The organism is Enterobacter sp. E12, from assembly GCF_014596715.2.
Taxonomy (GTDB): Bacteria; Pseudomonadota; Gammaproteobacteria; order Enterobacterales; family Enterobacteriaceae; genus Enterobacter; species Enterobacter bugandensis.
This window is the reverse complement of record NZ_CP115601.1, coordinates 1,719,578-1,741,992: the sequence shown is the minus strand read 5'-3', so window position 1 is coordinate 1,741,992 and position 22,415 is coordinate 1,719,578. Positions and strand designations below refer to the sequence as shown.

General features: G+C 60.4%; 20 protein-coding genes and 1 pseudogene. 6 read left to right on the top strand and 15 right to left on the bottom strand.

The window, feature by feature from the left end:
- Nucleotides 1-34 precede the first annotated feature (34 nt).
- From IB212_RS08190 to IB212_RS08170, 5 genes are read right to left on the bottom strand one after another with little or no spacing between them, the layout of a single operon-like run.
- A complete protein-coding gene (locus IB212_RS08190) occupies nucleotides 35-2,092 on the bottom strand; it encodes a beta-galactosidase (RefSeq protein WP_041910569.1) in 2,058 nt (685 codons plus the stop codon).
- Between the two features lie 29 nt (nucleotides 2,093-2,121).
- Nucleotides 2,122-3,324 (bottom strand): arabinogalactan endo-beta-1,4-galactanase, encoded by a 1,203-nt coding sequence (locus IB212_RS08185; RefSeq protein ID WP_188245799.1) that lies wholly within the window; start codon nucleotides 3,322-3,324, stop codon nucleotides 2,122-2,124.
- 2 nt (nucleotides 3,325-3,326) lie between these two features.
- Nucleotides 3,327-4,178 carry a sugar ABC transporter permease gene (locus IB212_RS08180; protein ID WP_042715482.1) on the bottom strand — a complete coding sequence of 284 codons (852 nt, stop codon included), beginning with the start codon at nucleotides 4,176-4,178 and terminating at the stop codon, nucleotides 3,327-3,329.
- An 11-nt stretch (nucleotides 4,179-4,189) separates the two neighbouring features.
- A complete protein-coding gene (locus tag IB212_RS08175; protein WP_041910572.1) occupies nucleotides 4,190-5,494 on the bottom strand; it encodes a carbohydrate ABC transporter permease in 1,305 nt (434 codons plus the stop codon).
- Nucleotides 5,495-5,551: 57 nt separating this feature from the next.
- The gene (locus IB212_RS08170; protein ID WP_041910573.1) at nucleotides 5,552-6,766 is read right to left on the bottom strand and encodes an extracellular solute-binding protein; all 1,215 of its coding nucleotides are present in this window, start codon (nucleotides 6,764-6,766) and stop codon (nucleotides 5,552-5,554) included.
- A 321-nt stretch (nucleotides 6,767-7,087) separates the two neighbouring features.
- Between IB212_RS08170 and IB212_RS08165 the strand changes: the two genes are divergently transcribed.
- Nucleotides 7,088-8,203, top strand: coding sequence for an ABC transporter ATP-binding protein (locus IB212_RS08165; protein WP_041910574.1), 1,116 nt, complete (start codon nucleotides 7,088-7,090; stop codon nucleotides 8,201-8,203).
- Here the strand turns inward: IB212_RS08165 and hpxK are convergent.
- The 7 genes from hpxK to hpxU all read right to left on the bottom strand — a co-directional run bounded on the left by hpxK (nucleotide 8,200) and on the right by hpxU (nucleotide 14,535).
- Nucleotides 8,200-9,426, bottom strand: a complete 1,227-nt coding sequence (gene hpxK / locus IB212_RS08160) for an allantoate amidohydrolase (protein WP_041910575.1) — start codon at nucleotides 9,424-9,426, stop codon at nucleotides 8,200-8,202. The two genes, IB212_RS08165 and hpxK, sit on opposite strands and share 4 nt — an antisense overlap.
- Nucleotides 9,423-10,664: an alanine--glyoxylate aminotransferase family protein gene (locus IB212_RS08155; RefSeq protein ID WP_041910576.1), complete on the bottom strand. Its 1,242-nt coding sequence runs from the start codon at nucleotides 10,662-10,664 to the stop codon at nucleotides 9,423-9,425. Before IB212_RS08155 ends, hpxK begins: the two co-directional genes overlap by 4 nt.
- Nucleotides 10,665-10,677: 13 nt before the next feature.
- Nucleotides 10,678-11,415 carry an amino acid ABC transporter ATP-binding protein gene (locus tag IB212_RS08150; protein ID WP_008499843.1) on the bottom strand — a complete coding sequence of 246 codons (738 nt, stop codon included), beginning with the start codon at nucleotides 11,413-11,415 and terminating at the stop codon, nucleotides 10,678-10,680.
- Nucleotides 11,396-12,052: an amino acid ABC transporter permease gene (locus tag IB212_RS08145; protein ID WP_014883296.1), complete on the bottom strand. Its 657-nt coding sequence runs from the start codon at nucleotides 12,050-12,052 to the stop codon at nucleotides 11,396-11,398. The genes IB212_RS08150 and IB212_RS08145 overlap by 20 nt, the downstream gene beginning before the upstream one ends.
- A complete protein-coding gene (locus tag IB212_RS08140) occupies nucleotides 12,052-12,717 on the bottom strand; it encodes an amino acid ABC transporter permease (RefSeq protein ID WP_041912033.1) in 666 nt (221 codons plus the stop codon). Before IB212_RS08140 ends, IB212_RS08145 begins: the two co-directional genes overlap by 1 nt.
- A 4-nt stretch (nucleotides 12,718-12,721) precedes the next feature.
- Nucleotides 12,722-13,504: a transporter substrate-binding domain-containing protein gene (locus tag IB212_RS08135; RefSeq protein ID WP_041910577.1), complete on the bottom strand. Its 783-nt coding sequence runs from the start codon at nucleotides 13,502-13,504 to the stop codon at nucleotides 12,722-12,724.
- Between the two features lie 191 nt (nucleotides 13,505-13,695).
- Nucleotides 13,696-14,535, bottom strand: coding sequence for a MurR/RpiR family transcriptional regulator HpxU (gene hpxU / locus IB212_RS08130; RefSeq protein WP_041910578.1), 840 nt, complete (start codon nucleotides 14,533-14,535; stop codon nucleotides 13,696-13,698).
- Nucleotides 14,536-14,678: 143 nt separating this feature from the next.
- On the opposite strand from hpxU, the gene hpxW reads away from it, so the two are divergent.
- From hpxW to hpxZ, 4 genes are read left to right on the top strand one after another with little or no spacing between them, the layout of a single operon-like run.
- Complete coding sequence (gene hpxW / locus IB212_RS08125) at nucleotides 14,679-16,262, top strand: oxamate amidohydrolase (RefSeq protein ID WP_041910579.1); 1,584 nt, start codon at nucleotides 14,679-14,681, stop codon at nucleotides 16,260-16,262.
- Between the two features lie 10 nt (nucleotides 16,263-16,272).
- Nucleotides 16,273-16,461, top strand: a complete 189-nt coding sequence (hpxX, locus tag IB212_RS08120) for an oxalurate catabolism protein HpxX (RefSeq protein ID WP_028012637.1) — start codon at nucleotides 16,273-16,275, stop codon at nucleotides 16,459-16,461.
- The gene (locus IB212_RS08115; RefSeq protein ID WP_188245798.1) at nucleotides 16,458-17,855 is read left to right on the top strand and encodes an AtzE family amidohydrolase; all 1,398 of its coding nucleotides are present in this window, start codon (nucleotides 16,458-16,460) and stop codon (nucleotides 17,853-17,855) included. Before hpxX ends, IB212_RS08115 begins: the two co-directional genes overlap by 4 nt.
- Nucleotides 17,852-18,238: an oxalurate catabolism protein HpxZ gene (gene hpxZ, locus IB212_RS08110; RefSeq protein ID WP_041910581.1), complete on the top strand. Its 387-nt coding sequence runs from the start codon at nucleotides 17,852-17,854 to the stop codon at nucleotides 18,236-18,238. The genes IB212_RS08115 and hpxZ overlap by 4 nt, the downstream gene beginning before the upstream one ends.
- Nucleotides 18,239-18,286: 48 nt before the next feature.
- Here the strand turns inward: hpxZ and puuE are convergent, their stop codons facing one another.
- The 3 genes and pseudogenes from puuE to IB212_RS08095 form a co-directional block, all read right to left on the bottom strand.
- Nucleotides 18,287-19,186: an allantoinase PuuE gene (gene puuE, locus IB212_RS08105; RefSeq protein ID WP_369797292.1), complete on the bottom strand. Its 900-nt coding sequence runs from the start codon at nucleotides 19,184-19,186 to the stop codon at nucleotides 18,287-18,289.
- Nucleotides 19,104-19,974, bottom strand: a pseudogene (gene hpxA, locus IB212_RS08100) (allantoin racemase). The gene puuE and the pseudogene hpxA overlap by 83 nt, the downstream one beginning before the upstream one ends.
- Nucleotides 19,974-20,690 carry a GntR family transcriptional regulator gene (locus tag IB212_RS08095; RefSeq protein ID WP_188245797.1) on the bottom strand — a complete coding sequence of 239 codons (717 nt, stop codon included), beginning with the start codon at nucleotides 20,688-20,690 and terminating at the stop codon, nucleotides 19,974-19,976. Before IB212_RS08095 ends, hpxA begins: the two are co-directional and overlap by 1 nt.
- Nucleotides 20,691-20,834: 144 nt before the next feature.
- Here IB212_RS08095 and IB212_RS08090 point away from each other — a divergent pair, with 144 nt between their 5' ends.
- Nucleotides 20,835-22,331, top strand: coding sequence for an NCS1 family nucleobase:cation symporter-1 (locus tag IB212_RS08090; RefSeq protein ID WP_188245796.1), 1,497 nt, complete (start codon nucleotides 20,835-20,837; stop codon nucleotides 22,329-22,331).
- Nucleotides 22,332-22,415: the final 84 nt, after the last annotated feature.

Genomic DNA, 22,415 nt, shown 5'->3' with positions numbered 1-22,415 from the left:
CAACCCTCTCCCACAGGGAGAGGGAGAAAATCAACTACGCTTTACGCCTGAGCACCCGGCAGTCCCAGGGGAGCAGCACGGTATCGCCCGCAGCGGCGGCATCGTTCATGCAGTCGGTGTACCCCTGCGGCAGCGTGATGAGCTGCTGCTGGGCCGTGTAGTTCTGCACAAACACCCAGGTGGTTTCGCCATCCGTACGCGCCGTCGCGACCACGCCCGGTGGGAAATCCCCCTCGACCGCGCGCGGCAGCGCCAGCTCGTCGATAAGCCCGGCGAAGAAATCGCGCTGGAACGGCAGGTCGTTGCGCGAGGCCACGTGCCACGCCTTGCCTTTGCCGAAGCGGTTGACCGTCACCGCAGGGCGACCGGCGTAGAAATCATCCCGGTAGGTTGCCAGCGCCTGTGCGGATTCGGTATGGATCAGCTCGCACAGATGCCTGACCTGATACGGCCCCTGCAGGCCCGCCGCATTGCCCGCAAGCCCCTGAACCAGGTTGCGCTCTCCGTCACCCAGGCAGTCAATCTCTTCCGCCCAGATGCCGAGGAGCTTGCGCAGCGGGCCCGGGAAACCGCCGAGGTGGCAGAGGTCGGTCTCATCCACTACCCCGCTCCAGTAGGTCGTCACCAGATGCCCGCCCGCGGCCACAAAGGCTTCTGCCCGCTCGGCGAAACCTTCGCGCACCATGTAGAGCATGGGGGCAATCACCAGCGCGTAGCGGCTCAGATCGCCGTCAGCGTCGATGACGTCAACCGCGATGCCCTTTTCCCAGAACGGACGATAGTGTTCGTTGACGGTTTTTTCGTACTCCATCCCCATGTTGCGCGGGCCTTCGGCATCGTCCAGCGCCCAGCGGTTTTGCTGGTCAAAGATAATGGCCACGCGCGCGTCGGTGCGGCACCCCACCACATCAGGCAGACGCGCCAGCATCTCCCCCAGACGCGTCACTTCGCGCCCGACGCGGGTATCAAGATGCCCCACGTGATCGATAACCGCCCCGTGGAATTTCTCCACCGACCCGCGGCTCTTACGCCACTGGAAGTACTGCACCGAATCCGCCCCGTGCGCCACCGCCTGAATCGACGAGAGAATGTGCATCCCCGGTTTTTTCAGCTTGCTGGTCGGCTGCCAGTTAGTGGTGCTCGGCGTGGACTCCATCAGCACAAAGGGTTTACCGCCCTTCAGGCTGCGCATCATGTCGTGGTACATGGCGGTATAGCAGGCCAGCTGCGTTTCGTCTTTCTCCTTGTGCCACATCGGGTAGCTGTCCCAGGAGATAAAGTCGATCGCTTTCGCCAGCTGCCAGTAGTCGTAATCGTAGAAATACTCCATGAAGTTGGTCGTCACCGGCAGCTCGGCATTGGCGGCCTTCAGCGGCGCCACCTCATGCTGGCAAAAATCGGTGACCTGCGCGGTATTGAAGCGGCGCCAGTCGAGATTCAGGCCGTGAATCGACACTTCCCCCTGCGGCGCGGGGGACTCAATCTGCGACCAGTCGGTATAGGTATGGCTCCAGAAGGTGCTCCACCACGCATGGTTCAGCGCGTCGAGGCTTTTGTAGCGCGCCTTTAGCCAGTCGCGGAAGCGTTCCTGACACAGGCTACAGTGGCATTCGCCGCCGTACTCGTTGGAGATATGCCAGCCCAGCACCGCCGGATGATGCGAATAGCGCGCCGCCAGCAGGCTGTTAATGTTCATCGTCTTTTCGCGGTAGACCGGAGACGACATGCAGTGGTTATGACGCCCGCCGTGCAGCGCGGGGACGCGGTTGCGCCCGACGCGCAGCACTTCCGGATATTTTTGCGACATCCATGCCGGACGCGCGCCGCTCGGCGTAGCGAGAAATATATGAATGCCCGCCGCATAGAGTTTTTCAATAATGCTGTCCAGCCAGGCAAAATCATATTCTCCTTCCTGCGGCTCGAGTTTCGCCCAGCTAAATATCCCCACCGACATGACATTACATTTCGCCTGCTGCATCATGGCGATATCTTTTTCAATAATACCGGGGTAATTCTCCCATTGCTCCGGGTTGTAGTCGGCGCCATGCAATAACGCCGCGACCTTTGGACTTAAAGGCGCAAATTTATTCATATTTAAAACGTCCTGAATGGAGATAAAAACTAGTTAAATACCGTTATTGACGGCAGCACTTTCCCCTGACAATCAAATAACGCCTGATTCTCGCGGGCGTTACCCTCTTTCCACTCGTCATGGATATATTTCATGCCGGTTTTGGTGGCCCACGTGGTGCCCGGAACGGCTATCCAGGTCGGTTCCCAATAAAAGATGCCCTTGCCGCGACGGTCAGGCACATCAATAACGGACTGCATTAAATCGTGAATATAATCGTACTGACCCTGAACGGTGCCGGGATAGCCGCCGTCCTTTTCTTCTTTGGCCTGGAAGCTGTTCTCGGCATTATCGCAGTTCTCCAGCGTGTAGCCGTAGGCCGCTTCCACCACAATCACGTCTTTGTTGTAGCGCCTGCTGATGTCATCCATATTGGACTTCAGCGCGCTAATCGGGCCGTTCCAGTAGGTATACATCGACAGGCCGATGATATCGAACGGCACGTTCCGCTTCGTAATTTCATCAAACCACCAGCGGAATGTGTCATTTTTGGTGCCTTCGGCCAGATGCAGCATGATTTTCACCTGCTCGCCGCCGGTCAGGTTCTCTTTCATCCCGCCAATGGCGGCGTTAAGTAGACCGGCTAAGCGATCAAATTCGCCGCCACCCTGCCCCCAACTTTTTCCCTCTGGCCACAACATTCCGCCGTTGATTTCGTTACCTATCTGCACCATGTCGGGCAGCACGCCCTCTTTCTTAAAGCGGGCAATGGTGTCGCGAGTGTAGTCATGGTTCGCCGTTTTGAGCTGCGGGTAGTCCATCTTCTCCCAGGCTTTTGGCTTGAACTGTTTGCCCGGGTCGGTCCAGAAATCGCTGTAGTGGAAATCGAGCAGCAGCTTCATGCCCTGCGCTTTCACGCGCTTCGCCAGCGCAATCGTGTTTTCGAGATTATTACTGCCGCCGCCGTAGGTGTTGCCGTCGGCATCCTTAGGGTCAACCCACAGGCGCAGGCGCACGGTGTTCACCCCGTTAGCTTTCAGGATCGCAATCGCGTCCTGCTGCTGGCCGCTCTGGTTATAGAATTTCGCGCCGTGTTGTTCTGCTTCCAGCAGGGTCGAAATATCCGCGCCCTTAATAAAATCCGCCGGCATAGCGTTAAATGGACGGGTTTTCACCCCGTCCGCAGCAAACGCGCTCGCGGCAAGGCCACATGAGAGGCAAACGGCAAGTAAAACAGGTTTGAGTCTTTTCATGATTATCCTTTGGTACTCCCGGAGGTCAGGCCGGAGACGAAGTATTTTTGCAGGGCCAGGTAGAGGATCGCGACCGGCACCGCAATCAATACCGCACCTGCCGCGTAGGTGGTGTAGCTGGCACCCATTTTTTGCGCCACCAGGTTATAGAGCCCGATGGGTAAGGTGTATTTGTCCGGGGTGCGCAAAATAGTGCTGGAGAGGATGAAATCCCCCAGCGGCCCGGTGAAGGAGAACAGCGCCACCACCGCCACAATCGGCTTCGAAAGCGGCATGATAATTTCGATGAAAATCCGGAAATTACTGGCCCCGTCCATGCGCGCGGATTCATCCAGGTCTTTCGGGATGGCGTCGAGGTAGCCTTTCATCAGGTAGGTATTCATCGGGATCATGCCGCCCACGTAGATCAGCACCAGCGCCAGATGGCTGTTGATGAGGCCCAAAAGCTGCGACAGCACGAAGATGGCAATCAGCGCCGAGAACTGGGGGATCATCTGCAGGAGCAGGAACAGCATCAGCCCGTTCTGGCGTCCCTTAAAGCGAAATCGCGAAAAGGCATAGGCGGTAAAGCTGACGCTGATTAAGGTCAGCACCATGGTCAGGAAGCTGATCTTCATCGAGTTCCAGTACCAGGTCATGTAGTTTACCTGGCCGTTAAACAGGTCGGCGTAGTGCTGCACCGAAAAGTTCTCAGGAATAATTGAGGAGCTGAGGAGGCTATTACCCGCGTTGAACGACGCGCCGACCGTCCACACCAGCGGGTAAATAATAATCGTCGACACCAGCACGATAACCAGCCAGGAGAGCGAGAGGCGTACCCACTTCTCACGTTTAATACTTTGTGATTGAGCCATTGTTACCTCCCTTACGCCATGTCGTCGTTTTTGAAAGATTTGGTGGCGCGGAACTGCCACAGCGCCAGGCCGACGACAAAGATCGACAGCAGGATAGTGATGGTCGCCGCAATCGCGTACTGCGACGACGACATGGTGAGCTTGTAGATCCACGACACCAGGATATCTGTCCCACCCGCATTAGACCCCACCACCGCTGGCCCGCCGTTGTTGAACAGGTAGATGATGTTGAAGTTATTGAAGTTGAAGGTGTATTGGGTAATCAGTATTGGCGCAATGGCGTAAAGCACCAGCGGCAGCGTGATGGTGCGCAGCTTGGTCGCACTGCTGGCCCCGTCCATCGTGGCGGCTTCGTACAGATCGTCAGGGATCGCCTGCAGCACGCCGGTAGTCATGGCAAAAACAAACGGGAAGCCGAGCCAGGTCTGCATCAGGATCAGCGCCGTTTTGGTCCAGAACGGATCCGTCATCCAGGCTTTTGGCGCAATGCCGAAGAAGGCCAGAATGGCGTTGTTTATCACACCGAAGGAGTCGTTGAACATTCCGGCAAACACCAGAATGGTGACAAAACCCGGCACCGCCCACGGCAGAATGAAGATGGTACGGATAAGCGGCTTAAAGCGCAGGTCTTTCTGGTTCACCAGGATAGCCAGCAGCACGCCCACGGTACATTGCAGCGTGGTGGCGAGCAGCGTCCATACCACCGTCCACTGCAGGACGTCAAAGAAGGTTGAGCGCCAGATGGAGAGCGTGAAGATATTGATGAAATTCTTAAACCCAACCCAGTCCACCAGCTTAGCCGGCGGCGTGTGGTAAAGATTATAGTTAGTAAAGGCGATGGCAAAACCGAAGAGGATCGGGAAGACCACCACAAACACCAGCAGAATAAAGCCCGGCGTGATCATCAGATACGGAAAGCCGTCGCTCAGCAGCATCTGATACTGTTTACGCACGCTGTTTAGCGCCAGCCCTTCATCGCGTTTTCTGCCATTCACCCACGCATCGCGCATCGACAGGTAATACACCATCACGCCAAATGCGGCGATCAGTACGCTGATGATCCCTTCTGCCAGCAGGAATATGGAGTTATCCCGCGGCACTTCCTCCCCCAGCGTCACCAGCCCCCAAAGCCCTTCGCGCAGGAAATCGGCAAAAACGCCGATAAAACTGGCCAGCAGCACCAGGAAGATAACGCCCTTCAGCCACTGGCGATGATAGAACTGGCCGAAGCCGGGGATGACCGCCAGCAGCAGGCCGGTCCAGGCGTGACGCCCGGCCCCGTGCGGTCTGGCAAAATTTTCCGGGATGATACTCACAGACAACTCCTTTCAATAAAACGGGAGAGTGGCCTCCCGTTCTGCGACGTCAGAAAATTACTGGTTGCTGGCCTGCATGGCTTCGATTTGCATCTGGACCTGTTTCTCTGCGCTGTCCAGCGCGGCTTTGGGATCCTGTTTGCCGGTCAGGCTCAGCTCCAGCGCGGCGTTGGCCGGCCCCCAGACTTCGCCCATTTCAGGGATGCCCGGCATGGCGGTGGCTCGCGCGGCCTGTACCGCAACGGCACTCGCCTTCTCGTCGTTCTTGATAACCGGGTCGTCAATCATTGCGGTCAGCGGCGGGATCTCCCGCGTGGCCACGTAGCGGGTTTTCACGTACTGCGGCTGGTTGATGAATTCGATAAATTTCTGCGCCAGCGCTTTGTCCTTGCTCCAGGTGGAAACGACGTAGCCTTTCACGCCGAGGAAGGAGCTCATGGGCTTGCCGTCCGGCAGCGTGGGTAGCGGCGCCACGCCGTAGTTGATGCCTGCCGCTTCATACGGCTGGAACGCCCACGGGCCATTGATGACGGCTGCCGCTTTCTTCTCGGTAAACAGGGAGTCGATAGCGTTCAGGCCGTTGTCACCGACTATCCCGGCCGGGAAAATATCGTCAGCGTAGAATTTTTTCAGGTACGTCACGGCTTCTACCGCGCCCGGCTTGTTCAGGCCGACGTCGCTGGCGTTATAGCCGCCTTTGCCGTTTTGACCGAAGATGTAGCCTCCCATCGGGGAGATTGCGCCCCAGCTGTAGTAAATCTGATCGAACTTGGCGAGCAGACCGTACTGGTTTTTTGCGCGCTGCTGTTTAGAAAAGTCATACCAGTCCTGCAGCGAGTTGAGCGGCTTGTCGATGAGATCTTTGTTGTAGATCAGCACCAGCGTCTCAACCGCTTTCGGCACACCGTAGAGGGCGTTATCCATTTTGAAGGCGTTAATCGAGGCCGGGGTGTACTGTTCGGTCTGCTTAGCCTCCAGATTCAGGGGGGTCAATAACCCTTGCACGACGGCGCCGCCCAGCTGATCGTTAGGGATGACCAGCACATCCGGGCCAATCCCTGCCGGGCCGTCCAGACGCAGTTTTTCGAGCTGCTGTGCGTAAGGGGTTTCCTGCACGTTGACCTTCACGTCGTACTGTTTTTCAAAGTCCGCGACCGCATCTTTAATACCGGACGACTTCTTGATGTCTTCCCAGACGTTAAGCTGCGCGGTGGCGTGAGCCTGTACCGCGAGCGTAGAGAGGATCAGAGCAGCGAGTATGTTCTTTTTCATTATCAACCTCATGTGAAGGTATAACAATTTTATGGTTGTTATGGCATCTGACGCCCTACAAACCCCGCTATATATCCCGATAAAACTGGCGCTGTACGTCTGACACCAAATGCCTTTGGTTGGTTATACGCTACCCTTCACATCATGATAACTCTACATAAAACTGTAAGTTGTGTGATCGTCATAACATTAATGGAATATCTTTATAGGGCGCATGAATGCTGGAAGTTATAGTCAAGGCAGACAAATTGCACCGTCCGGCCACGTTGAACACAATTGTTATACGTAAAACATACTCGGCGGTTTACCTGGGGAACACTGATGTCGAACATACAATTGAGGAATGTCACCAAGCGCTTTGGCGACACCGTCACGCTCCACAACGTTAATCTTGATATTGAGGACGGTGAGTTTGCCGTATTCGTCGGGCCTTCCGGCTGTGGCAAATCCACTATGCTGCGCATGATTGCCGGGCTGGAGGAGATAAGCGACGGTGAAGTGCTGATCGGTAACGAGGTGATGAACGACGTCGCCCCTTCCCATCGGGGTGTGGCGATGGTCTTTCAGTCCTACGCGCTCTATCCGCATATGACGGTGGCCGAAAACATGGGCTACGGGCTGAAGGTGAATAAAGTACCGAAAGATCAGATTAGACATCAGGTCGAGATGGTCGCCAAAACGCTGCAGCTTTCCCACCTGCTGGACCGCAAACCCAAACAGCTCTCCGGCGGCCAGCGCCAGCGCGTCGCGATTGGCCGCGCTATCGTCCGTAACCCGCGCGTCTTTATGTTCGATGAACCGCTGTCCAACCTGGATGCCGAACTGCGCGTGGAGATGCGCCTGCACCTCGCCCGTCTGCACCAGGAGCTGAAAACCACCATGGTGTATGTCACCCACGATCAGATTGAGGCCATGACGCTGGCGGATAAAATTGTGGTGATGAACTACGGCAAGGTCGAGCAGATAGGCGCGCCGATGGAGCTCTACTATAAGCCTGTGAACAAGTTCGTTGCCGGGTTTATCGGCTCGCCGAAGATGAACTTCCTGCCCGCCACGGTTGAAGCATGGCAGCCTGGCGCGCTGACGGTGCGGCTGTCGCAGCAGAAGTCGCTGACGCTTGCCCTGACCACCACGCCGCTGACGCCGGGAAGCCAGGTGACGCTGGGCATTCGTCCGGAACATTTGACCACCGACACTCGCCAGGGTACGGGACTGGAATTTAACTGTGAAGTGGTGGAACGCCTCGGGAACAACACCTACCTGTTTGGTCAGTGCTACGGTCACGACAACGTTAAAATCTTGCTGCCAGGAGACGTGCAGTTCGCCCCGTGGCAGAAGATTGATGTGGCCTTCGACGATCGCCACTGCATGGTCTTTGACGAACAGGATGTCCGCGTCAGTGCAGATATCGAAGATGCGGTGCGTTCGGTGGCCTAGCTCGCCAGCCTCTCAACCGCTCCCTTAAATGCCTCAATCGCCAGCGCGACATCTTCAGCCATCACCGATTCCGCCGGATGGTGGCTGATGCCCCCTTTGCAGCGCACAAACAACATGCCCACCGGCCAGCGTTCTGCCAGTGCGATGGTGTCGTGCCCGGCACCGCTCGGCAGCGATAATGAGCGCCCCTGCACCGATTCAACGGCCTGTCCCAGCAGCGCCTGCAAACGCGCATCGCACGGCGTGGCGGCGATACGGTAAAACTCCTCGGCGCTGAAACTCAGCCCGCGACGAGCGGCAATGGTTTCCGCCTGCGCCAGCAGTTCCGCGAGCAGCGCGTCCAGCGGGGCATCCTGCGGGCCGCGAATATCCAGAGAGAGCGCAACGTCGCCCGGAATAACGTTGACCGCACCGGGCAGGCAGCGCAGTTCCCCGACCGTCGCCACCCGATGACCGCCCTGCTGTCGCGTGGTGTTTTCGATCAGCACCATCCATTCGGCGGCGGCGGCCAGGGCATCCTTACGGTGAGCCATCGGTACGGTACCCGCGTGCCCGGCCTCGCCGGTGAAGCGGCAGTTTAGGCGGCGCGCGCCGTTGATGGCTTCCACCACGCCCAGCGCCAGGCCTTCCTGCTCCAGACACGGGCCCTGTTCGATATGCAGTTCCAGACAGGCGCTGAAATCAGCCTGACGGCGTGCCGCAAGCGCCACGCGGGCGGGATCGAGCCCCGCCTGCACCATCGCCTGCGCCACGCTGATGCCGCTGGCATCACACGTCTCCAGCCAGCCCTGCGGCCAGGTGCCCGTTATGCCCCGGCTGCCTAACAGGGTGATCCCAAAACGGGTTCCCTCTTCGTCACCAAAGCCGACAATCTCAATGGCCTGCGCCAGATGCAGCCCCTGCTGGTGCAGGCTGTCCACCACTTCGATGGCGGTGAGCACCCCAAGCATGCCGTCGTAGCGCCCCGCATTGCGTACGGTATCAAGATGCGAGCCGAGAAGCACCGCCTGTGCCCCTTCCTGCGCCCCCTCATAGCGTCCACAGATGTTGCCCACGCTGTCCTGCCAGACGGTCATGCCCGCCTGGCTCATCCACTGCCCCACCAGCTGGTTGGCCTGCTGATGCTGCACCGAGAGATAGACCCGGGTCAGCGCATCCGGGGTTTCGCTGATGGCGGCCAGCGCGTCGGCGCGGGCCATCACCCGTTCTGCCGCCGGGCTCATTGCGGCGTCTCGCGGCGATAGTGGTCCCACGCGGCCTGCATGGCCGCACCCTGGGTGGTGGTGAATTTCAGGTAGTTCAGCACCGACTCCAGCGCGCTCAGGGTGGTCATCACGCAGTCCTTGCGCGCGTTATAGCCCATGGTGCCAATGCGCCACACCTTGCCGTGGAGCGGGCCAAACGAGGTGCCGATTTCAATCCCGAAATCCTCCAGCATCAGCTTACGCACCTGGTCGCCGTTGACGCCCTGCGGAATGACCACGCCCAGCACGTTGTTCATCTTGTGCTTCAGATCGCCAAAGGTCTCCAGCCCCATCGCCTGAATGCCCTTCAGCAGCGCATCGCCGTGCAGCCTGTGGCGGGCGATGCCGTTATCCAGCCCTTCCTGCAGGATCAGACGCGCGCACTCGCGGGCGCCAAACAGCGCGGTGGTCGCTTCGGTGTGGTGGTTGAGGCGCTCCGGCCCCCAGTAGTCCATCACCATGCCGAGATCGAAGTAGTTGGAGTAGATCATCTCCTCATCGCCGTCTCGGTGGGCGTCGGTGCGAATGCCTTCCTCGACGCACTTGCGGCGGCGTATTGCCTCTTCCATCCGCGCGCTCAGGGTGATCGGCGACGTCCCCGACGGGCCCCCGAGGCACTTCTGCATCCCGGCCGAAACGGCATCCAGCCCCCAGGCATCGGTCTCCAGCACGTTACCTCCGAGGGATGCGGTGGCATCGGTGTAAAACAGCACGTCGTAGCGGCGGCAGATGGCGCCGAGCTCCGCGAGCGGCTGCAGCATGGTGGTGGAGGTGTCGCCCTGCACGGTCAGCAGCAGGCGCGGACGAATACGCTTAATCGCATCCTCCACCTGGTCCGGGGTGAACACCTCGCCCCACGGCACCTCGATGGTATGCACCTCCGCGCGGCAGCGGCGGGCAATTTCGCACAGCAGGTGGCCAAAGCGGCCAAAGACCGGCACCAGCACTTTATCTCCGGGGCGGATGGCGGAGACCAGAATGGCTTCAATCCCCGCGCGGGAGGTGCCGTCCACCAGCATCGTCCAGCGGTTCTCGGTGCGAAACACGCCGCGATAGAGCGCCATCACCTCGTTCATGTAGTGGGTCATGGCCGGATCGTACTGGCCGATCAGCTGGCTCGACATGGCGCGCAGCACGCGCGGGTCGGCGTTGATCGGCCCCGGCCCCATCAGCAGGCGCTGGGGCGGGTTGATTTGCGGAAAGTGTGCGATATCCATTGTTAAGTCCTTATCAGTTGAGGCCGCGCACGGAGGAGATGAACTGCTTCAGTTCCGTGGTCTGCGGGTTGGCGAACAGCGTTTTGCTGTCGCCCTGCTCCCAGACTTTCCCCTGGTGCATAAACACCACGCGGTCGCCCACTTCGCGGGCAAAATTCATTTCATGGGTCACGAGAATCAGGGTCATCCCCTCGGCCGCCAGCTGCTCCAGCACCTTGAGCACTTCGCCCACCAGCTCCGGGTCGAGCGCGGAGGTGATCTCGTCGCAGAGTAAAACTTTCGGCGACATCGCCAGCGCGCGGGCAATCGCCACGCGCTGCTGCTGGCCGCCGGAGAGGCTCGACGGGTAGTAATCCAGACGATCGCCAAGCCCCACTTTCTCCAGCATGCGCTGGGCCAGTTCGCGGCATTCGGCGGCGCTTTTCTTCAGCACCCGACGCGGGGCGAGCATCACGTTCTCCAGCGCCGTCATGTGCGGGAACAGGTTGAAGCTCTGAAACACCATCCCGACCGAGCGGCTGATTTCACGCGCCTGAGAATCCCGGTCGGTAATGGTCATGCCGCCCAGCTTGATGCTCCCGTCCTGATACCCTTCCAGGCCGTTGATGCAGCGCAGCAGCGTGCTTTTGCCCGATCCGCTGCGCCCGATAATGGAGATCACCTGGCCCATATCGATATCCAGATCGACGCCCTTGAGCACGTGGTTATCGCCGTAGTACTTCTGCACCTGATTAATGGTGATGAGAGGCATTGAATTTGGTCTCCAGATAGCGGCTGTAGCGCGACAGCGGATAACACAGAATAAAGTAGCCCAGCGCCACCAGCGCAAAGACCTTAAACGGCTGATAGGTCACGTTGGTCAGCATGGTGCCAGCCTTGGTCAGCTCGATGAAGCCGATAATCGACGCCAGCGCGGTGCCTTTGATCACCTGCACCGCAAAGCCCACCGTCGGGGCGATGCCGATGCGCAGCGCCTGCGGAGCGACCACGCGAAACAGGGTCTGGCCGAAGGTCAGGCCCAGGCAGCGCGAGGCTTCCCACTGCCCCTTCGGCAGGGCGCGAATGCTGCCGTACCAGATATCGAGCAGAAATGCGCTGGTGTAGAAGGTTAACGCCAGCGAGGCGGCGGTCCACGGCGAAACGTCGATACCGAACAGCGCCACGCCGAAGAAGGCCAGGAACAGCTGCATCAGCAGCGGCGTGCCCTGAAACAGCTCGATATAGCCGCGGATAATGCGCTTCACCGTGCGTCCGCCCGTCAGGCGCAGCAGCAGGAGCGGCAGCGTTACCACCGCCCCGCCGACAAACGCCACCAGCGACAGCAGTACCGTCCAGCGTCCGGCCAGCAGCAGGTTGCGAATAATGTCCCAGTCGGTAAAGGTGGTCATCATGCCTGCACCCCCAGCCATTTGCGTCCTGCCGCCATCATCAGCTGGCGCAGGGTAATCGACAGCGCTAAGTAAATCCCGGTTGTCACCAGATAGACCTCAAAGCTCAAAAACGTTCTGGACTGGATCAGGTTAGCGGCGAAGGTCAGCTCTTCATACGAGACCTGCGACACCACCGACGAGCCGAGCATCACGATGATGCACTGGCTCACCAGCGCCGGATAAATGCGCTGCAGCGCGGGCGGCAGCACCACGCGAATAAACGTCTGCAGACGGGTTAGCCCCAGCACGCGCCCGGCCTCCCACTGTCCTTTCGGCGTGACCTGAATGCCCGCGCGGATAATTTCGGTGCTGTACGCGCCCAGGTTCACCACCATTGCCAATAGCGCCGCCTCCCCCGCCGTCATCTTCAGGCCAAGATTCGGCAGGCCGAAGACGATGAAAAACAGCTGCACCACAAACGGCGTGTTGCGGATGATCTCCACGTAGCCGCCCCAGATCCGGCTGTACCAGGTGGTGCGTCCGCTGCGGATCGCCGCACCGAAAATCCCGATTGCCAGCCCGCCGACGGTTGCCATTACCGTCAGTTGAATGGTGACCCACAGCCCGGCCAGCAGCTCCGGCCAGTGCGGCCAGAGGGCTGAAAAATCAAGTTGCTCCGTCATCGGCTCAGGCGCCAAGGTTTGCCGGCAGCGGGGCCTTCAGCCATTGCTCGGACAGGCCGTTCAGCGTGCCGTCCTTGATGCCCTGCTCAATCAGCGCATCCACTTTTGCCTTCAGGGCCGGTTCGTTCTTCTTCAGGCCGATAAAGCACGGTGAGTCTTTCAGCATAAAGCTCGGCACCGGGGCTTTATCCGCGTTCTGGCGCGAAATGGCCGCCACCACGAGGTTGCCGGTCGCCACGTACTGCACCTGGCCGGAGAGGTAGGCCGAAAGCGTGGTGTTGTTGTCTTCGTAGCGTTTCACGTTGGCGTCTTTCGGTGCCAGGCCGGTCAGCACCATGTCCTCCACCGCCCCGCGCGTCACGCCGATGGTTTTTCCGCTCAGCGCGGCGGCGTCCTTCAGCTCGGCCCCTTTCGGGCCAAACACGCCGAGGAAGAACGGCGCGTAGGCGCGGCTGAAGTCGATCACCTTCTCGCGCTCCGGGTTTTTACCGAGGCTGGAAATGACCAGGTCCACCTTATCGGTTTGCAGGTACGGCACGCGGTTGGCGCTGGTCACCGGCACCAGCTGCAGCTTGAGCTTCATCTGTTTCGCCAGATAGCGCGCCATATCGATGTCGTAGCCCTGCGGCTGCAGATCGGTCCCCACCGAGCCAAACGGCGGGAAGTCCTGCGGAACGGCAATGCGAATGGTGCCGCGCTTCTCGATATCCTGAAGCTGGTCAGCCTTTGCGGGCAGCTGAGTGAAGAGACAGGCGGCCCCGGCCAGTGCAATTAACAGTTTTTTCATGGTGCTTCCCCGTAACGTTAACATGAAACAAAAGATTCTTTGAATGTGATTTTGCAACTAATGTGCCAGATAAGGCGAAGCGGGGAATTTTCTCTTAAAGCCTGATAAAACGCGGACGGGGCGAAAATACTCTCTATTTTCGCCCCGTTCAATTGCACCATTCCAATGCAAAGCACCAGTCTGATGCCCCATTATCGTTGTTCGAGTTCGTCCAGCTGCTGGTAGAGGGAGGCAATCTCGTGAATGCGCGGACGGCCTTTATCGAGAATGTCATGCAGGAAGGCGTTTGCCAGCAGGTTGATCAGGCTGTTGACCGAGGAATAACTGTCATAGGCGGAGACGCTGTCCAGCGGGGCGCAGAGCTGCCAGCTCGCCAGCGGAAACAGGCTGTGGGCCTGCGGCTCGCACATCAGCAGCACCGGAACACCGCTACCCTGAAGCTGCTGCATCAGCGGACGAATGATGCGCGGGCGGCGGCGGAAGGCCATCATCACCACCAGATCGTCCGGCGTTAAGTCCACCAGCTCCTCGCTCAGGCTCTGCCCCGGCTGCGGCAGGACCAGCACCTGACCGCGCGCCTGCAGCAGCTGCTGGCGCAGGTGGAGCGCCGCCGGATAGGCGTTACGCATGCCGATAATCACAATGCGCCGCGCCTTGACCATGCAGGCCATGGCGTCGGCAAACTGCTGCGCGTCAAGGGCATTGACCCACTGGGTCAGGTTCGCCATCTCCTGCTTGTAGTGGCGCGCCAGCAGCGTGTTGCCCTGCACCGCATCGCGATTATCGGTGAGCGGCATCCCGCTCTGGCGCAGGGTGCGCAGCTCGTCGCGCATATCCTTATATTTCTCATAGCCCAGACGCTTAAACAGGCGGCTGACCGTGGCTTTCGACACCCCGCTCAGCTGCGCCAGCTCGGCGCTGTTGTAGCTGATCAGGTCGTCAAAATGGTCGAATATAAAGTCTGCCACCCGTTGCTCCTGCGGCGACAGCGACGGGTATTGTGCTTTCAGACGTTCATCCAGTTGTTCCATAGCGCCTCTGTAACTTTTGTTTCATCACATTATACCTTTCTTTATACGTATTCATTATACGTGCCAGCTTACTGAAACTTTTCTTTCAGAACTGGAACAGCTTTTGCAGCGCCTTGTGACTTTCAGTGTTACGAGGACTTCTCATGCAAAGCAACGTCTCCACGCACGGCATGGCCGTTGCGCCCCACCATCTTGCCAGCCAGAGCGCGCTGGCGGTGCTGCGCGAAGGCGGCAGCGCGATTGAAGCGATGGTCGCGGCGGCGGCCACCATCGCCGTGGTTTACCCCCACATGAACGGGCTGGGCGGCGATGGCTTCTGGCTTATCATGCCGCCAGAAGGCGACCCCATCGCCATTGATGCCAGCGGCGCGGCGGGATCGCGCGCGACGTTTGCCGCCTACGACGGGTACACGCACATTCCCCATCGCGGACCGCAGGCGGCGCTGACCGTCGCCGGCACAGTGAGCGGCTGGGACGAGGCGCTGGAGGTCTCCCGCGAGATGACCGGCAAGTCGCTGCCGCTGGCCCGCCTGCTGGCCGACGCCATTGACTATGCGCAAAACGGCACCCCGGTCACGGCCTCACAGGCCCATGCCACGGCCAGTAAATTCGACGAGCTTAAGGCCATCCCCGGCTTCGCGGAAACGTGGCTGGTGAACGGTAAGCCGCCGCAGGTCGGGAGCCGTTTTTACCAGCCCGCCATGGCCTCAACCCTGACGCGCCTCGTAGAGGACGGTCTGGACAGCTTCTATCGCGGCCCGCTGGCGGACGTGCTGGCGCACGGTATGGAGACGCTGGGCATGCCCGTGACGCTGGCCGATCTTAACGCGCACGTTGCCCGGCGCACCGCGCCGCTGAAGCTGCAGCATCAGCAGGGGGAGATCTTTAACCACGCCCCGCCGACGCAGGGGCTGGTCTCGCTGGCGATACTCGGCATCACCGACCGCCTGAATATGGCGGAGGCCGACGACGCGGACACCATTCACCGCATCGTTGAAGCCACCAAGCTGGCCTTTGGCCTGCGCGATGCCCACATTACCGACCCGCGTGAGCTGAAAACCGAGATTCAGGAACTGCTGGATCCCGCCGCCCTGCAGGCGCTTGCCGACAGGGTTGACGACGGCCACGCCGCGCCGTGGGGAACAGGAAAAGGGCCTGGCGATACCGTGTGGATGGGGGTGATGGATAACAGCGGGCTTGCCGTGTCGTTTATCCAGAGTATTTATCACGAGTTCGGCAGCGGCGTGGTGCTGCCCGATACCGGCATCGTCTGGCAGAACCGGGGGGCGTCGTTCAGCCTCGACCCCGCTCATCTTCTGGCCCTCGCACCGGGCAAACAGCCTTTCCATACCCTGAACCCGGCGGCGGCGCGTCTTAAGGACGGGCGCGTAATGGTCTACGGATCGATGGGCGGTGACGGACAGCCGCAAACCCAGGCCGCGCTCTTTACCCGCTACGTGGTTCAGGGCGTGCCCTTGCAGGAAAGCATTTCCCGCCCGCGCTGGCTGCTGGGGCGCACCTGGGGACAAACCTCAGACACGTTAAAGCTGGAAGGACGCTTTAGCGCTGAGACGGTCTCACGGCTTCAGGTACTCGGACATGAGGTAGAAATATTCCCTGACTTCAGTGAAGCGATGGGCCACGCGGGCGCGATTGTCCGGCACCCCAACGGGCTGTTTGAAGGGGCGTTTGACCCGCGCAGCAACGGCGCGGCCGCCGGATACTGAGGAGAAAACAATGACGACACAACAACCCGACTGGCAGGCGTATCTTGCGCAAATGGAGTCCGTACTCGGCGTGACGCTGGACGATGCCCGCCGCGCCGAGCTGCAGTTGCAGTTCAGCCGCATTGCCAGCATGGCCGCCCCGCTGATGGCGCTGCCGCTAGACGACCGTCTGGAGATCGCAGGAGTGTATAAAGCATGACGCTACACGAGATGAGTATCAGCGACATTCAACAGGCGCTGAGCGCGGGCGAGCTGAGCGCCCATGAGATTGCCCGCCAGACGCTGGAGGCGATTGGGTGCGTTAATCCGCAGATCAATGCCTGGACCACCGTGACGGAAGCACGCATGCTCGCCGAGGCCGAGAACATCGACACCCTGCGCCGCGAGAAGCGCCCCCTGCCGCCGCTGGCGGGCGTGCCCTACGCGGTGAAAAACCTGTTCGACGTTGCCGGACACACCACCCTCGCGGGCGCCGAGCTGTTCAGCCAGCGTCCCGCTGCGGCCGCTGACAGCTTCGCCGTGCGCCAGCTGCGCAGCGCGGGCGGGCTGCTGTCCGGGATGGTGAATATGGACGCCTACGCCTACGGCTTTACCACCGAGAACAGCCACTACGGCGCGACGCGTAACCCGCACGACCTGACGCGCATTGCGGGCGGGTCCTCTGGCGGTTCAGCCGCCGCCGTGGCCGCCGGGCTGGTGCACTTTTCGCTCGGCACCGACACCAACGGGTCGATTCGCGTTCCAGCCTCCCTGTGCGGCATCTATGGCCTCAAGCCCACCTTTGGCCGCCTGTCACGATCCGGCAGCCATCCGTTTGTCGCGAGCCTGGATCATATCGGCCCCTTCGCCCGCCGCATGTGCGACCTGGCGTCCGTGTACGACGCGCTGCAGGGCCGGGACAGCAGCGACCGTTTTCAGGCAGAGAGCTCGCGCGAGCAGACGCGCCCCCTGCTAGACCGCGGGCTTGACGGCCTGCGCTGCGCGGTGCTCGGCGGCTACTTCATCACCTGGTGCGACGCACAGGCCAGAGACGCCGTGGCGCGGGTGGCGAAGGCGCTCGACGTGCAGGATGAGCTGCAATTTCCGGACGCCGAGCTGGCGCGCTCCGCGGCGTTTATCATCAGCGCCTCCGAAGGGGGAAATCAGTACCTGCCCGCGCTTCGCCGCGAGCCCGAGCGCTTTGAGCCGCACTCCCGGGAGCGACTGCTGGCAGGCGCGATGATCCCCTCCGCCTGGTATATTCAGGCCCAGCGGTTCCGCGCGCAGGCGCGGCAGGCGTTTCACGCACTGTTTGCCCAGGCCGACGTGCTGATCGCCCCCGCGACGCCGCGCAGCGCCACGCGGATCGGCGAGCAAACCATGGAGATTAACGGTCAGTCGCTCCCCATCCGCGCCAGCATGGGGATGCTGACCCAGCCAATTTCATTTTTGGGCCTGCCCGTGACCACCGTTCCGCTGCGCACCGCACATGGCGCGCCGATTGGCCTGCAGCTGATTGCCGCGCCGTTTAACGAGCAGGCCTGCCTGCGCGTCGCGCGCGTGCTGGAAGAGAGCGGCATCACCGATGCCCGCCCGGCGGAGGTTGCAGCATGATCAATCACGATGACATTAACCTGCCGTGGGTGGTTGCCGAGGTGACCGCCGCGTTTTATCGCTATGAAGACGCGCTGGTGAGTAACAACATTGCCGTGCTGGACGAGCTGTTCTGGCACGACAAAAACACGGTGCGTCTGGGGGCGGGTGAAAACCTGTACGGTATCGATGAAATCCGCGGCTTTAGGGCAGCGCGCCCGTCTGCCGGGCTTCAGCGGACGCTGCGCCACACCGTGATTACCACCTTCGGGGAGGATTATGCCGTGTGCAGCACCGAGTTTACCCGTGAAGGTACGGAGCGGATTGGCCGCCAGCAGCAGACGTGGGTGCGGTTTGCCTACGGGTGGCGCATTGTTGCGGCGCAGGTGAGTTTGATGTCGTAGCCGTAGGCCGGGTAAGGCGCAACCGCCACCCGGCAAAACATCGCGCAATTACTTCTGAAACGGATGCACTTCCCGCCAGTGGTCAGCAATCTGCTGGCGGGTACAGACCCACACCCGATCGTGCTGCTGCACGTAATCCAGAAACCGTTGCAGCGCGCGAAAACGTCCCGGCCTTCCCAGCAGGCGGCAGTGCATGCCGATGGACATCATCTTTGGCGCGCTCTCCCCCTCCTCGTACAGCACGTCAAAGCTATCCTTCAGGTACGTATAAAACTGCTCGGCGGTGTTAAACCCCTGCGCGGTCGCGAAGCGCATGTCGTTCGCATCCAGCGTATAGGGCACGATCAGGTGCGGTTTGCGGGTGCCGTCGCCGCAGGCCACTTCCGTCCAGAAGGGCAGGTCGTCGCCGTAGTAGTCACTGTCGTAGTCGAAGCCGCCGTGCTCAACCACCAGCTGGCGGGTGTTGGGGCTGTCGCGCCCGGTGTACCAGCCGGTTGGCGGCTTGCCGAACAGGTCGGTAAGAACCTGCACCGCCTTATGCAGATGTTCGCGCTCCTGGCTGATGTCCATGTTCTGATAGTGGATCCAGCGCCAGCCGTGGCTGACCACGTCGTAATCCGCGGCTTTGATCGCCTCAACAATCTCCGGGTGACGCGCCAGCGCCATCGCCACGCCAAAGACCGTCAGCGGCAGGCCGCGTTTTTGAAATTCATTGTGGATCCGCCAGAACCCGGCGCGACTGCCGTATTCGTAAAGGGAGTCCATCGACATATGTTTGTCCGGGTAGCTGGCCGCGCCGATGATGTCCGACAGGAACTGCTCGGACCCGGCATCGCCGTGCAGAACGTGGTTTTCCGCCCCTTCTTCATAATTGAGCACAAACTGCACCGCGATACGCGCCTGATTCGGCCACCGCGCGTGCGGCGGGTTGCCCGCGTAGCCGCGCAGATCCCGCGGATAATCCTGTTCGAAAAGCCCCATACCACCCCCAAAAGTTAAAATGGATTCAATACCTGAAAATGCCCGCTTAACGGTTTGTTCTCCGGGAAGGCCAGATCCCCATGCTTGCTGGTCGTGAGCCCCAGCGCCACCAGCGATTCCACCATCTTCACCGCCGCGCTGACGCCGTCGATCACCGGCACGCGCAGCTCGCGGGTCAGCTCCTGCGCAAGGGTCGCCATGCCGCCGCAGCCGAGCACGATGGCGCCGCAGCCATCCTTTTTCAGCGCCTGTATACAGCGCGCGCGCACCTTCTCCTGCGCCAGACCGCTGCCGTCTTCCAGCGCCAGCACCGGAAGGTCGATGGCGTGCAGCGCTGCGCAGTGGTCCTGAAAGCCATACTGGTGCAACAGATGGCGGGCAATAATCAGGGTGCGCGGCAGCGTGGTGACCACCGAAAAGCGCGTAGCGACCAGCGTCGCCATATGCATGGCGGCTTCAGCAATGCCGACTACCGGCCCCTGCGCCAGTTCGCGCGCCGCCAGCAGTCCCGGATCGCCAAAGCAGGCGATCACGTGACCGTCCACGCCCTGCTCCCTGCCTTTTTTGATCTGCTCCAGGACACCGACGGCGGCGATGGCCTCATCAAAGTGGCCTTCTATGGACGGCACGCCCGCGCCCGGGCAAACCGCGAGGATCTCCGTCCCCGGTGCCGCCACCGCGCGGGCCGCCGCGCCGATGGTTTCCGTCATGGCGAGGCTGGTGTTGGGGTTGATCACTTGTATACAGACAGACATTACGACTCCTTGTGGCCGGCAAACAGCCGGGCAAAATCAGGCAGGCACTCGCCCGCCCGCTCGAAGCAGAGGCTGGCGACGATATGTTCAAAATGGTGCATGAGGGCATCGCTTAGCGGCTGCAGCGCCTTCTGGCGCAGCAGATCTACAAGCTGTTCGTGGTCGTTGCAGCGACAGCCCTGACGCCACGGCGCGCCCCAGGTGGCAATCACCAGCGAGGAGCGCTGGCTCAGGCTTGTCACCATCTCCGTCAGCACCTGGTTGCCGGAGATGGCCTGCAGTTGTATGTGGAAACTGGCGGAATGTCGGATTGCCGCCGGGCCGTCGTACGCCTCGTGCGCCTGCTGCTCCTGACGAATAATGGCCTCCAGCGCGGCAAGGTGCGGCGGCTGACAGTGCGCCAGCACATCCGGCAGGTTGGCGACCTCCAGCAGCGCGCGGGTGCGGAAGATGCACCGCGCCTCTTCCACCGTGGGGCTGGCGACGTGTGCACCACGCTTGGGCGTCAGGGTGACCATTTGCACAGCGGCGAGTCGTTGAAGCACCTTGCGGATGCCCGTGCGGCTCACGCCAAACACCTCGGCCAGCGCCTCTTCCGGCAATTTGCTCCCCGGCAGCAGCTGATGTTCCACAATCGCGGTCATCAGCGCCTGGAAGATGGTTTCGTCTTTGTCATGCAGGTCTGGCGCGGTCTGCAGGGCGTTTATGTTGTTCATTCACCACTCCGAATTTTACTTTCCGTTATCGAATCGTATACATAAAAATAAAATATTGCATACAAGATTTATTATTTTGGCCTGGATCCTGCAACACCGTTTGCACTCCCACTCAACGGGTTTTCATTCACAGGAGCAGGTTTCATGCCAAACAGTCAAAACGCACAGCAGAGTACGGCCGCTGATTCCGGTACGGTTTACAGCCCACGTCTTTGCAATGAGGATCTGGCACCGACGCGTGACCAGTACTGGAGCTGGTACAACATCTTTTCTTTCTGGATGTCCGACGTTCACAGCATGGGGGGTTACGTTGTTGCCGCGAGCTTCTTTACGCTCGGGCTGGCAAGCTGGCAGGTGCTGCTCTGCCTGCTGGTGGGGATCTGCATTGTGCAGCTGTGCGCCAACCTGGTGGCCAAACCGAGCCAGATGGCGGGCGTGCCCTATGCGGTGATCAGCCGTCAGGCGTTTGGCGTCTTCGGGGCCAATATTCCGGCGGTGATCCGCGGGCTTATCGCCTTTGCGTGGTACGGCATCCAGACCTGGCTTGCCGCCAACGCGCTGATGCTGGTGGTGCTGAAGTTCTGGCCTTCTCTGGCGAGCCTTACCACCGGTGCCTTCCTGGGCCTGTCGCCGCTGGGCTGGATCTGCTTTGCCATCATGTGGGTTCTCCAGGCGATGGTCTTCTGGCACGGCATGAACGCCATTAAGCGCTTTATTGATATCGCCGGTCCGGCGGTCTATGTGGTGATGCTGGCCCTCGCGGGCTGGATTGTATACAAGACCGGTTTTGACGGGATCTCTTTCACTCTCGCTAGCAAATCCCTGAGCGCGGGCGAGCAGACCTGGCAGATGATCACCGCGACCGCGCTGGTGGTCTCCTACTTCTCCGGTCCGCTGCTCAATTTTGGCGATTTCTCCCGCTACGGCAAAAGCATGGGGGAGATCCGCCGCGGCAACCGCTGGGGGCTGCCGTTTAACTTCCTGCTGTTCTCCATCGTCACCGTGGTGATTGTCTCCGGCACCCAGTCGCTGTTTGGCCGCATGATCACCGACCCGATCGAAACCGTCAGCCGCGTAGGTAACGATCTGGCCGTGGCAATTGGCCTGCTGACGATGATCACTGCCACCATCGGGATCAACATCGTCGCGAACTTTGTCTCACCGGCGTTTGATTTCTCTAACTGCTCGCCGCAGAAGATCAGCTTCCGCACCGGGGGCATGATTGCCGCCGTCGGCTCGATCCTGCTCACCCCGTGGAACCTGTTCAACTCGCCGGAGCTCATCCATTACACCCTGGACGTGCTCGGGGCGTTTATCGGCCCGCTGTTCGGCATTCTGATTGCCGATTTCTACCTGATTAAGCGCGGCAAGGTGTCGGTAGACGATCTGTTCGACGACACGCCAAAGGGCAAATACTGGTACCGCAACGGCTTTAACCCGAAGGCCATTGGCGCGCTGATCCCATCCGTTGCCGTAGGTCTGGTGATTGGCTTTATCCCGGCCCTGCATGAAGTGGCAAACTTCAGCTGGTTTATCGGCGTCTTCCTCGGCGGCGTGACCTACCGCTGGCTGGCGCGGGAAGAGCGCGAGACGGCAGGCGCGGCCTCGTTCAGCTCCCGCGTGGCGACGCAAAAAGAGTAACCCCCTCCCTCCGGCCGCAGTTTATCTGCGGCCCGTTCATTCTGGCACCGTTCTTGCTGAGCTTTTTTCACCCCGCTACGCAAA